A 12,301-nucleotide genomic window follows, 5' to 3' on the forward strand; every position below is an offset into this window, starting at 1 on the left:
CTGGCAACGCGGAAACCCATTCTTTAGATGTCAGGCGCGACCAACTCTCGTGGAACCACGTAAACGGAGTGCCAGAGAAATCAGCAAGTGGCAGAATTGTGGTCGATGATTTCAGGGATAGCGTTTCGCCGAAAGTCAATTCTCGAATGGCGCCGTCCATTGCCGATAAAAGCGGATCTTGTTCGCATCTTTGCTGAGCTGACCTCAACCAGAGTGCTGAAGCGTTCTGTTGAGGCTCAGACGCTCGCGGCAAGCCATACTGATACATAGCATCCAAAATTCCGCCCAAGTCAGGGGGATTGCGCGTCCCCTGAATTCCCCTCATATCCTGCATGAGGGCAAAAGTAGGAGTCAATGGACTTGATGCCTGAATTGTTCCCTTTTCTGACTGAATTCCCGCAACTGAATTGGCCACAGCTTGAGCGAGGACCTCGGCATCTACGTCTTCAACGGTTACACCATGCCTCGCGAGCTCTCTACCAAACTCGGAAAGCCTCTCCCGTTCCGGTGCAGTTTCTATAATGCGCACCCGCTTGGACGTACTCTTTTTAATTGATCGGTAAATGCGACCAACAGAATTTGTGCCACTCGGACTGTTTTCAACGTCAAAGCATTGCCACGCCAGTGCACTAACGAACCCCTCAGGGATAGATACATACTGCGGCCTATTAATCTTCAGAACCATGCAACTAGCATCAAACATTATTACCTTCTGAAAGTATATTAACTGCGACAGGATTTACATTTACTATGTAGTCCTTATTTCCATCGACGATTCGGTACTTATCCGGAGTCAAGTTCTCAGGAACTAACCGTGCTGAACGAACTCGTTCAAGTCGAGGCAAAGTGGTCTCGCTAAGTTCAGTGACGCCTGAATAATTGAGAGAACACGCATTCGCCTCTCTGACGAGCGCGAGATCCAAAGAGATACTCCCGACTACCCTTCCGCCTTCTTTAAGCTCAAGTTGGAGGTCTTCTCCGTTGGCTTTCGTCTCTAGCTCATAGTTTTCGGTCGACAACGCCAGCTTTGGACGCACTACGGATCCGACAATTGGTGCAGTTCGACTATCTAGAACCGGCAATAAAGATCGTGAGAACGAATCCTCCGGGTTTCTGCTCGGTCTCATGAGAGTCCTCAACCCGGATTCCAGTGCCTTCGGAATTTGCGGACTATTCTTCCAAGTTTGCCGCCACAACTCGATATCTCGACGGAACGCTGGAATTCCCTGATAAAGAGCATAAAAGCGTGTCAAATACGCTCCGTACCAATTCACGTACTTGGCACGGTCTTTTTCTTTCGTGCGGGGATCTTCAAATACTTTGCGGAATGATTCGTCAAGTTCGAGTTCAAAGGAAGTAATTCCATGCGCTACGAGATCGTTAGCAGTTGACTCCTGATCTGAAACTAGGGCTTTCAACGGTGACTCACCAGGCCCATATCCGCTCAATGCATCTGCAACAGGGCTTGCCCATCCATGGCTTTTTGGATCTGAAATCCTGCCGGCCAAAGAATCGCGCAACGGGTCAATTTGGCAGGTAAGCCTTGTCACCGGATTTTTCCTTGGATCAGGAAGATCGGAGTTTGACATACAAGACATTCCATAAAGCGAGTTTGAAATCCTAATGTCGCCAGCAGCCATCATTAACTCGAATTGCTTAATCGGAGAACCATGCAACACAACCTCGCCAGCTCTGCCAGATTTAATTACGTCGTCCGGCAGAATCGTATCCGGGAGATACCCGACGATGGATCGAACGAAGGCGCCCCAAATTTCGCGATAGGTAAACCTGCTACCTGTATAAATCTCCGCCGATCTCAATATCTCTAGTAGACCGCTACGCATCTGTGTATTGCTGAGGGTGAGAATGTTAGCTAATACAGGGTTCGTCTTTGCCTCTGAATGTAGCGAATGCGGCATATCAAGATAGTCAATTACTGATGACAGCAATTTTCCGGCTGCCGAATTTGTCAATTCATCATTTGTTTTGCTCGCTGTAGAGAATGGGTATTTCTGATAGACAATTTCCCCATCATTCAGAATTTCTACCCACGGTCTAGGTTCAAGAAGAGAGCACACATCTACATAAACGATAACCACCCGAGAATACACTGATCCGTCAAATTTAACGGTTCCGGATTGGATGTAGGAAGATTCGTTTTTAAGCTCGAAACTCCATTGCCCCGAGGCATGTATCGAATTTTCAGGATCATTAATCCGACGGATCATCTCCGCCGACAAGTTGATAGTGTCATCAACACGTTGACTCTTTCCATATTCTTGAATTTCCTCAACAAGCATGCCCCTGTTAACACATGCTACTAAGTGGCTTCTTGAATTTAGGGCATCTGATATCTCGTTAGCCAACGCCAGCACAGGATAATCATCACTCGGAATCGTCGCGTCGTTTACGAGCTTTACAGGGAGCTTATTTCCGGCATACTCGTACGTTCGATGCGCCAGATAATCATCAGACGGCGAAACTCTTTGCAGCCCGGCCGTTAAGTTACGAGCCATGTGGCTCTTTCCTGCGCCAGGCCCTCCTACCAAAAAAAGCATTCGCGGAACATCCGTCTCTTGCAAACCGGAGGCAAACCACTCGCCAGCCTCTTTAAGGCCCGCTGGTCTTGGCCCTTCTAGATGCGCGAGCGGATCATTCACAGATTGTGCTGCGCCCACAGTCTCTGGTCGATCAGCGACCGATTCACCCCCAGTCGCACGCGTCCAGAGATTAGAAACACGTTGCCAAAAGTCAGCCTCTCCGCTCTGCTCCTCATTACCTAGTTGCGAAACAGAAATCGAGTTAGTGCGTGTTTCCAGTGGTGCGCTTTGGAATGCAGCTACATTCGTATTCCGCGATTCTGTCTCTAGCGATCCTTGGTACATTAATTCCGGACCGTCTTCTCCCACTGGTTTTTGAGATAAACCGTTCAACGAAATTTCATCGATCCGCTGTTCGGCAAGGCTGAACAGACGCTTCTGATAATTTGACCTCGGCTTATAACCCCGTATGTACGGAAGACCAAGATCAATTAAAACAGCACTTAAATTACAGAATTTAAATTCAACGGAGGACGCCGTACGACCTGTTAAATTTACGACAACTTCATTGTGACGTCTTTTTACATAGGAATTGCCGTTCAATTCTGCACGTAGCATCTCGAAATATTCAGAAATTAGTACTTCGAGCTCCTGATCGCCCCACCCACCGGTGCCTACTACCAATGTCTTCTCCATTTCGCCTTAGTTTGGATCAACATAACACACCCTCTGGACCGTTTGGACTAGTTAGGTTTTGGAATGAATCGAATACACACTTACAAGGCTCTTCAGGATTGAGAGTGTAATCGCGTCAAATCAGAGCCCCGGATCCCGGGCGTGTCGCCGGGACACGAAAAAGTCGAGGCCTTCCAAGAGAATGGAAGTTCCTACACAAACATTCTCGAAAGACCTCGACGTTGCCCCATCCTACCTTCACGACCCCGGACCTGACGACCTTCACCAGCCTGGATCGGCTCGGGTTGACCGCCACCGGCCAGCGACTGAGCACCAGCCGGGCAGAGTTCCTGTGCGAAGTGACCGACCCCGACTCGTGGTGCGGACGCTGTGGGCAGCAAGGCGTCCCGCGCGATACCATCACCCGGCGCCTGGCCCACGAGCCGCTGGGATGGCGTCCCACCGTGCTGGTCATCAAGCACCGCCGGTACCGGTGCGTGCACTGCCGCCATGTGTGGCGCGGGGATCTGGGCAAAGCAGCCGAAGCACGGCAGAAAATCAGCCGTTCCGGGCTGCGCTGGGCGCTGGCCGGGCTGGTGTGCCAGCACCTGTCCGTTGCGCGGATCGCCGAAGGGCTCGGCGTCTCCTGGAACCCCGTGAACGAGGCGGTGCTCGCCGAGGGGCGGCGCCTGCTGATCATAGATCCCGCCCGATATGACGGGGTCCGGGTCCTGGGCGTGGACGAGCACGTGTGGCGGCACACCACCAGCGGGGACAAGTACGTGACCGTGATCGTGGACCTCACCGCGGTGCGCGAGGGCACCGGCCCGGCACGGTGCTGGACATGGTGGCCGGGCGGTCCAAGGCGGTGTTCAAGAGCTGGCTGGCCGAACGTGATGAGCAGTGGAAGCGGGGCATTGAGGTGGTGGCGATGGACGGGTTCGCCGGCTTCAAGACTGCGGCTGCCGAGGAGCTGCCCTAGGCGGTGGAGGTGCTGGATCCGTTCCATGTGGTCAAGCTGGGTTCAGACGCGCTGGATCGTACTCGGCAGCGGGTCCAGCGCGAGCAGCACGGACGGCGCGGGTTCAAAGATGACCCGCTCTACAAGGCCCGCAGGACGCTGACCATGGGGCTGGACCTGGCGATCGAGAAGCAAAAAGCCAGGCTCGAAGACCTGTTCACCGAGCCGGCGTATGAGCCGGTGCAGCTGGTGTGGAGCGTGTATCAGCGGATGGTCGATGCGTACCGGCAGCCGAAGCCCGAGGTCGGCAAATGGGCTTTATCGACGCTGATCGACGAAATCGGTTCCAAGGTGCCCGCGGGGCTGCCGGAGCTGAAGCGGTTGGGCACCACGCTGAAGCGTCGCAAGAATGACATCCTGGCGTACTTCGATCACAAGGGCAGTTCGAATGGCCCAACTGAAGCATTAAACGGGAGGCTGGAGCATTTGCGGGGTATCGCGTTGGGGTTCAAGAACTTGGCGCATTATATTGCGCGGTCGTTGCTGGAGACCGGCGGTTTCAGGCCGCGATTACACTCTCAATCCTGAAGAGCCGATTAACGAGCCGTTGAAACGTTATGAAGGAGAAGAAATCAAGGCTGTCTAGCACTCATTGGTCTCACTTGACTTGAAAATTTCCGCTGATGACGCTTGCCGAAATTGTCCAGACGCTGTCTGGACAATTATTCAGTTACAACAAGTAATACAAAATAGAGAAGCTCGGACTACAAAATAAAATTAGACAGAGTGTCAATAACGATAGGTTGCAAGACGTCTCAGCACATTCCGCTCCCCCCAACGAAAAATCCGTGGAAAATCAACGGTCTAATTTTCTCGCAACCATGTGTCGCAACCAATGACGTAGAATCATGTCACCACCATTAGTTGCGAGACACTTCATGAAGGACCAATGACCAAACTGATCGGCTACGCCCGCGTATCCACCAAAGCCCAAGACGCCGACCGGCAAATCCAAGACCTCCTCGCCGCCGGCGTCCGCCGCGACGACCTCTACATCGACCATGGTCAGTCCGGAGCACTCGCCAAACGACCCGGACTGGACAAAGCCCTTCACGCGTTGCATCCGGGTGACACCCTCGTCATTACTACCCTGGACCGGCTCGGCCGATCCACCCAGAGAATGCTCGAACTCGCCGAAGAACTACGCGAACGCAATATCGGGTTGCGGGTGCTGAACCTCGGCGGCGGTGACGTGGACACCAAAACACCCATGGGCGCCATGGTCTTCACCGTTATGGCCGCCCTCGCTCAAATGGAACTAGAAATCAAACGCGAACGCATCACCGACTCCGTGACCAAACGCCGCAGCACCGGAGGTGACCTCGGCGGCCGACGGCCCACCTTCACCGAATCCCAGATCCGCACCGCAGCCAAGCTCATCCAGGCCGGCGAGTCTGCAACCCAAATCGCCAAAGACATGGGCATGTCCCGCGCCACGCTCTACCGACGAATCAAAGAACTTAACCCCTAGCCGGGCCGCCTGCGAATACGGAAGCGGACGGTTCCGCGAGCAGTAGGCAGGGCTGATTGCTTCATACGGCCCTAACACCAGCCGTGACGTCGGGTATTCAACTTATGATGAGGTCAGCACTGGAGTATTACGCAGCGATTCTTGAACGGTGGCGAAACCCTTATGCCGTTCACCCCACTGCTAGTCGTCGCCGACCGCATCCTGACCACGGAGAAAATCATGACATCCCAGATCCTGCACGCGGAACTGATCAAGCACTTCAGCGCCGATGTTCAACAACTCACTGAAGAACAGCTCACCGTCTATGCCGGCGGCTGGCCCAATCATTTACCCATGGCCATCCTGGATGCGATCTACTCGATCCGAACCCGCTACACCACCAAACATGGCAAGGGTCTGCTACCCCGCCTGAAAACTTTCAAGGAAACCCATCCTCAGGCAGCCCAGGATCTGCGCGAACTGCTCCAACTCAGCACGGCAGATATCGAGGCCATCCTTGGTCTCGGTAAAACATCTGGGACTTCAAAAGCCCAGGCAGCCCTGCACGTCGCGAAGAACCTGACCGAGCTGGCCCCGCCGGTCTACACTGCCCAAGACTTCAACTACTTGAACACAGAGCACGAACGCGCCTATCGCAGCGTTCACGGACTCGGGAAAGTCACCTATCGCTACCTCGGTATGCTCCTGGGATACGGCGACGTCAAACCAGACATCTGGATCGTTCGGGCCGTGCAACGCGTCGCTGACACCCACCAGCTAGGACTGAACATCACTCCGGCCCTCGCCCGACTTATTGTCACCGAAACGCACAACGTCACCGGTTCCGGGGAAACGGTGGCGCATTTGGATCACGCGATTTGGCTGAATGAACGGGAAAACCATCCGGTTGCTGCGTCCTCAAGGTCAACAGCCTGCCGAATGAAGACAGGTGGCGTTGTCAAGCCCCGGGTTTTGTAGAGGCTCCTTTTCTTGTTTTTCCTACGCGGCTTCCGCAGCCGTGCCAGGCCGTCCGATCCACTGTTGATGAACATCCGCCGGCGACCTATAGTCGAGCGCCGAGTGCAGCCGCTGGGAGTTGTACCAGCCAACCCACCGGGAGGTCTCGGCCATGACCTCGACGACCCTGATTTTACTCGGGGCGACTGTCCGAAAAAACCTATGCCGACCAAAATCCCTTGGTGTTCACGTCAAGCATGCGAACCAGCGATTCGGGTTTCACATCCAAGATTTCGTCGGCCTGCGCGATGCCAGCGCTGACAACGAACACCGTCAAGTCTCTCAGGGCGCCGGTGCCCTGAGTGCTCATGCGTTACGTCTGCAGTGGATTCGCCCGTGGTGATTTCCTTCATCACCGCGAGCGAGTTTCTGGTGGACGGTGGTATAGCTGGGCCTACGTGGCCCTGCTTTAGGTGAGAGAGAGACCCCGCAAGCGCTCCCCTGAATCTCGCATTCGCCCAAATGCAGGGGAGTACTTTGCTTTCGGGGTTTTGCTGTATCTATGTCCGGCGATTCGCCGTCAAGTCGGGATCAGCCAGTTCTAGCCGGTAGTCAGCGCGGTGCCTTTGTCCCACGATCAAGTCAGCAGTATCGATGCCATCGACCAACCAATCAGCACCATTAGCGACCAGGTTCTTTGCCAACGGCAACTGGTGCGAAGCGCTCTCGATAATATGCATCAGGTAGCCTCCCGTGTTCGGGAAAGCCACGATGTCCCCCTTTGCGATGCCTTTGGGGAACTCGAATCTCCTGCGCAGGATCAGCTCTTCTTCGATGCAATAGGCGCCCACCAGGAAACCGTCGCAAGACTCCCGTCCCTGCCTGTCGGAACCCGTGGGAATCAGCAGCGGATCCAGCAGGAAGTCGGCGGAAGTCGAGCGGCATTGAGTTCTATTCATGTGCAGCCCAACCAAAGGCGCGCCATCACTGCGTGTCTTGGTAAAGGCCACTTCCGCCAGTGTCAGGCCGCAGCCATCCAGGAGAGATCTTCCGGGTTCGCACCGAAGTTGAATCCCGCGCTCGCGAAGCATCTGGGCAATGGTTTTCTGGGTCGCGGAGTCCTTTGTCTCAAGGACTTGCTGCAGCCACCCGCCACGGATCACTTTCTGATGATACGGATACACAGCACTGCTGGCTTCAGGTCCACTTGCCCCCAGCCGGTCTGATTTCCAGGTCAAGGATTCGTCGCCCTCTGGCAGTTCGGCGAGCGCCTCCCAGAAACCAGCCCACTGGTTTTCATCGTCGAGATAGGACATGGGGATGCCGCCCCCCATGTCCACGAAGGTTGGCTCTTGGCCAAGTTCTCGCAGATCGCCAATGAGTTCCAAGGACTCGGCAACCAGCAAAGCCCGCTGCGTGCCGTCGTATCCGTTGAGGTGGAAATGGATGCCATCAACCTTGAGCTTTCCTGGCATATCGACCTGCTCCAAGAAGCTGAGCCACTGATCGGCCCTGAGTCCGAAGCGCGTGGGCGGGATTGCCGGATTATCCGATGCCAGCCGAAGCGCGACAGCGACACGTTGTTCGGACTCCCCTGCGATTTCCAGCAGTTCGGTCGCTTCATCCACGTTGTCCAGGCTGATCACGACCCCATGTTCTACAGCCAGGCGCAGCAATTCCGCTGATTTCACGGCTGCGGTGACAATGAGCCGCCCTGCTGGCACCCCGCGGTTGAGGCATTGGTCTAGTTCGTTGTAGCTGGCTACGTCGATCCCGCACCCTTCTGCGACTGCCTTGTCGATGGCTCCCAAGGTCTTGTTGGCCTTCCGAGCCAGGTAGATCTGGAAGTCGATCTCATGTCCCTTGGCAGCTGAGCGCAGTTCAGCGATGTTCCTGCCCATTGAGGAGTAATCGTGCAGGTTCAAGGGCGAACCGTATTGCTTGATCAGTTTCTGGCATAGTTCCGGATCTGCGATCACCTTTTCCATCCACGGTTCAAGGCGTGCGGTCAAGGGGGCAGTTCCATGCATCATCGGTTGCGTCACTGGACTACTTTCTCTTGTGAAGCGGCCAGCTGCCGCACTATTCGTTGTGCCCAACGTTGGTATTCAGGATGCAGCTCCCGGTTCAAGGTGTCATGTCCCAGCGTGGGATCCTCGGTAGGGCGGCCAATTGCTGCCAGAGACTGGTTGCGTTCACCAGCGGCGTCCATGCATGTTCCATCTGTATCGGTGAGCAGACCTCGTTCCCCGGCCCTGATGCTCACTTCCCCAGCCAAGAAGAGCTTGCGGTACAGGCTGCTGCTCCCCACTCCCGGGGCCTCCGTTAGGTGGAGCACTCCAGCCGGAGCGGTCACAGCGTCGACAACTAGGTGCGTCGGGGAATCTCCGGCCTCGGAAAGCCGTTCATGCTTGAGAATTCCTGCATTGAAGAGAGCGAGCAGCTTCATTGCGGTGGTCTCTGGCGGCCCGAAAGCCATGCGTTCGAGGTTCGCAGCGAACATCTTGAATTGCTTTCGCTCCTCGCCGGTCCAGCTGATTCGAGACAGGGCTTGCACCAACTGGGAGTACAGCCCGGACCAGACGGTTCCCCACAGCCATTCCGGGCTCGGGCTTTGCCATCCGTGGTTGATCTGCAGGCTTACACGAAGTTGTTCTGCAGGCGACGGCTTCGCTGACATGCGAGTGGAAATCCCGGTTTGCAGTGCTGTCTGCAGATCGTTTTCATTCACTGGTGCACCCATTGCTTCAGCGCACTCCAACGCGCAGGAGAGCAGGAGCTGCCACAGTTCATCCAGCTGAGTATTCGAAGCCGGTTTGCCAGCATCATTGTGGTGTCGTTCTTGTCCCCACCGGCGGACTTTGTCCCGATAAGGGTCGAGGATGCGCTCCAACTTCCGCGGACGTTCATTCGGTTTTGGAGTCATCGGGATGCCGCTGCGAGAAGTCATGGTTATCGATGCAGGTTCGCTTCCGCCGGGCCGATAGAGCAAGGCTTCCATGCCCTCGTCGGTTATCCTTTCCCAGGTTCCGCCTCGCCCTTCGGTCAGGTGCAGGACAATGTCGTATGCAGTCAGCGCCGCACCCCTGAGCATGACGTTGCTTCCCGCGGGCACGGCAGCATCCATCGCATGCTCGTGTTCCACGGTGAAGGCAGCGGCAGGCAATGATCCCTCCGGCGAATCCGGGGGAAGATATCCGTTCAACCCGTGCCCGGTGGCAAGCACCACCTCGTCATAGAGCTCGGTTCCTTGAACACTCTCCACTTCCCACAGCGGCCCGCGGCGGTTGATTCCCGTGGCGTCAACTGCGCGATGCTGCACGGGCAGGATTCCCCGGCTGGCTAGCAGATCATACTGCTCGGCAAGGTACTTCCCCACAAGCGCCCGCGGCGGATAGCCATCTTCGGCCACCCCGTCGCCTTTTTCTGCACACCATTGGTTGAAGGTCTTCGAGCACAAGCTGGATGAAGCGTCGATAATGCGAGGATTCACGTTCAACCGCAATTCCTTCGGTTGCTTGGTGTTCCATACTCGTCCGGCCCCTGGCGGATACGGGTCATAGACGTCCACCTGCACCGCCGGGGCCGGGAGTCCTTCGAGGCCATCGTTGAGCGCAAGCAAGGCGAACAGGCATTTAGGTCCGCCACCAATCATTGCAATGCGAATCATTTCACCGGCTGATCTTCGAAAGCCGAGATGCCTTCTGCTTCCGGCTGCTCCCCCAGGGTCTCGCGCACCCACTGGTCGTTATAGACGCTATGCAGATACGGAACCCCGGAATCATGGACAAGGAAGGCCACGCGTGAACCGTCGGAAAGCTTCGGGAGCATCTGCCCCATGGCCGCGACGATTGCACCGGTCGATGCCCCGGCTAGAATGCCTTCACGGCGGGCCAGTGCCCGGCATCCCCGGACCATTTCGATTTCGGAGATGCGGAAGATATGATCCGGTTCAGCTTGTAGCGCGAGCTCGGGAACAATGCCAGCACCGAGCCCCGGCAAACGCCGGTTTCCGGACTCTCCGCCAAAGAGCACAGAGCCAAGCGCATCCACGGCAACGAGCTTGGTGTCCAAGCCATGCTCGCGAATGTAATTCTGGCATCCCAAGATGGTTCCGGTAGTGCTTGTCGCAACGAAAAGCATGTCCAAGTTTCCATTCAAGGCATCCAGGATTTCTGGCATGGTGGAGGAATAGTGCGCACGAGGATTATTTGGGGACCCGTATTGGTTGGTAGTCACCGCTCCCGGGTTCTCTGCCATCAGCTGTTGCACCCTCTGCCGGCGGGCGGCCAGCTTGTTTCCGTCAGGTTGATTGACTACCAAGTCTACGGTGGCACCGTAGGCCCTCATGATGTCTATCGCTGATTTGTTGGCGTTCTCGTCAACAACAGCGACAAACTGGATTCCGCGCACCACGCATTGCCGGGACAGCGCGATGCCCAGGTTGCCTGAGGTTGACTCGATGACCATTCCTCCGGGCCGCAACCGGCCAGATTCGATGCAAGATTCAATCAGGCTTGCCGCGGTGCGCTCCTTGGTGCTGCCCGAAAGCTGGAGCATGTCCAGTTTGGCGAATATTTCAATATCCGGCTTGTCGAAAAGGCGCTCCAATTTCACCAAAGGTGATTTGAAGGGGTTCAGCGTTCCCGCACTATCCATGTTCATCGCTCGCATTCATGTGTGGCAATTCAAGCAAGACTGCTCTTTCCTGCGAAAATATGGGATTTATTCCACTTCATCGCATTTTCGGCCAGTCTATGCGCGCACGCTCGAACGGCCTAGGTCAATCACGGATTCCAAGGTTGGCCACAGGAGAATCCGCTGGGCTTCGCTATGGCTGATGGCGCACACCGGATATTCCCGAATGCCCCGGACACAGTCGCTACCCTGATGGCGCAGTGCCACTGACCTCTGGAATGCCACGCGTGAAAGCCAAGCCCCGTCGCCACGGCAAGGTCCTGCCGCGATCCGCGGAATTACAGGTCCCCCGGACCTGCGTCCTCCCCTGATCCGCCGGCCCTCGCGCCATCATGCGGATACAGATCCGCTACGGTGCGGTCCTCCAAAGTCCGCGTCGCGATCAGCGAGGCGCCCACCCAAATGAACAGGTAGGTGGAAACCGCCATCTGGTATCGAACTTGCCCACCAACGCCGCGGCAATCGTCGGGGCGAACGCGCCACCAACTGCCGAGCCCAGCGCGTAGCTGATCGAAGAACCGCTCAAGCGGATGCGAGACGGAACCAGCTCTGCATACAGCTCCGTCAACGCGCCGTAGGAGAAACCCATGAAAGCGCCGAAGACCACCAAGGACACGGTAGCCCAGGCCAGATTCCGTGTCTCGATGAGCAGGAACAGCCAGAAGAGCCAGACCAGAAGGAGCACCCAGCCGATGATGAACATCTTCTTGGGGTCCACCCTGTCGGAGACGACTCCGCCAATCCAGGTGGAGATCAGCCAGGCCAGCGATCCGATGGTGATGATGTTCAGAAGATCGCCCGCTTGCAGGCCCAGCTTGCTTGTCGCATAACCCAGAATGAAGCCACCGGTGAGCATGTAGCCGGCGGAGTTGTTACCCATGAAAACCAGCGTTGCCTGAATGACCTTCCTCGGATGCTTGCTGAACAGCGTGGATAACGGGGCAGACTAGGTCTGATTGG

At 56.0% G+C, this 12,301-nt stretch carries 10 protein-coding genes and 1 pseudogene; 3 read left to right on the plus strand and 8 right to left on the minus strand.

Features of this window, described 5'->3' with window-relative positions:
* Positions 1-685: hypothetical protein (locus JOE62_RS00005; RefSeq protein ID WP_204719364.1), on the minus strand; the 685-nt coding region annotated here is incomplete at its 3' end.
* Positions 686-695: 10 nt separating this feature from the next.
* Positions 696-3,236, minus strand: a complete 2,541-nt coding sequence (locus JOE62_RS00010) for a hypothetical protein (protein ID WP_204719366.1) — start codon at positions 3,234-3,236, stop codon at positions 696-698.
* Positions 3,237-3,457: 221 nt separating this feature from the next.
* Between JOE62_RS00010 and JOE62_RS00015 the strand changes: the two are divergent.
* The 3 genes and pseudogenes from JOE62_RS00015 (at position 3,458) to JOE62_RS00025 (ending at position 6,664) form a co-directional block, all read left to right on the plus strand.
* A pseudogene (locus JOE62_RS00015) lies at positions 3,458-4,764 on the plus strand (ISL3 family transposase).
* A gap of 361 nt (positions 4,765-5,125) precedes the next feature.
* The gene (locus tag JOE62_RS00020; protein ID WP_204719368.1) at positions 5,126-5,707 is read left to right on the plus strand and encodes a recombinase family protein; all 582 of its coding nucleotides are present in this window, start codon (positions 5,126-5,128) and stop codon (positions 5,705-5,707) included.
* A 141-nt stretch (positions 5,708-5,848) separates the two neighbouring features.
* Positions 5,849-6,664: a DUF8548 family protein gene (locus tag JOE62_RS00025; protein ID WP_204719370.1), complete on the plus strand. Its 816-nt coding sequence runs from the start codon at positions 5,849-5,851 to the stop codon at positions 6,662-6,664.
* 21 nt (positions 6,665-6,685) lie between these two features.
* Here the strand turns inward: JOE62_RS00025 and JOE62_RS16695 are convergent, their stop codons facing one another.
* The 6 genes from JOE62_RS16695 to JOE62_RS00055 all read right to left on the minus strand — a co-directional run bounded on the left by JOE62_RS16695 (position 6,686) and on the right by JOE62_RS00055 (position 12,269).
* Positions 6,686-6,835, minus strand: coding sequence for an integrase core domain-containing protein (locus JOE62_RS16695; protein ID WP_420842187.1), 150 nt, complete (start codon positions 6,833-6,835; stop codon positions 6,686-6,688).
* A 28-nt stretch (positions 6,836-6,863) separates the two neighbouring features.
* On the minus strand, positions 6,864-7,013 hold the full coding sequence (locus JOE62_RS00035; RefSeq protein ID WP_204719373.1) for a hypothetical protein: 150 nt from the start codon (positions 7,011-7,013) through the stop codon (positions 6,864-6,866).
* Between the two features lie 190 nt (positions 7,014-7,203).
* Positions 7,204-8,676 (minus strand): alanine racemase, encoded by a 1,473-nt coding sequence (locus tag JOE62_RS00040; RefSeq protein WP_338085721.1) that lies wholly within the window; start codon positions 8,674-8,676, stop codon positions 7,204-7,206.
* An 8-nt stretch (positions 8,677-8,684) separates the two neighbouring features.
* Positions 8,685-10,313, minus strand: a complete 1,629-nt coding sequence (locus JOE62_RS00045) for an FAD/NAD(P)-binding protein (protein ID WP_204719375.1) — start codon at positions 10,311-10,313, stop codon at positions 8,685-8,687.
* Positions 10,310-11,308: a 2,3-diaminopropionate biosynthesis protein SbnA gene (sbnA, locus tag JOE62_RS00050; RefSeq protein WP_239543070.1), complete on the minus strand. Its 999-nt coding sequence runs from the start codon at positions 11,306-11,308 to the stop codon at positions 10,310-10,312. The genes JOE62_RS00045 and sbnA overlap by 4 nt, the downstream gene beginning before the upstream one ends.
* A 415-nt stretch (positions 11,309-11,723) precedes the next feature.
* A complete protein-coding gene (locus tag JOE62_RS00055) occupies positions 11,724-12,269 on the minus strand; it encodes an MFS transporter (protein WP_338085813.1) in 546 nt (181 codons plus the stop codon).
* Positions 12,270-12,301: the final 32 nt, after the last annotated feature.

The sequence above is a fragment of the Glutamicibacter nicotianae genome (assembly GCF_016907615.1).
GTDB lineage: Bacteria > Actinomycetota > Actinomycetes > Actinomycetales > Micrococcaceae > Glutamicibacter > Glutamicibacter nicotianae.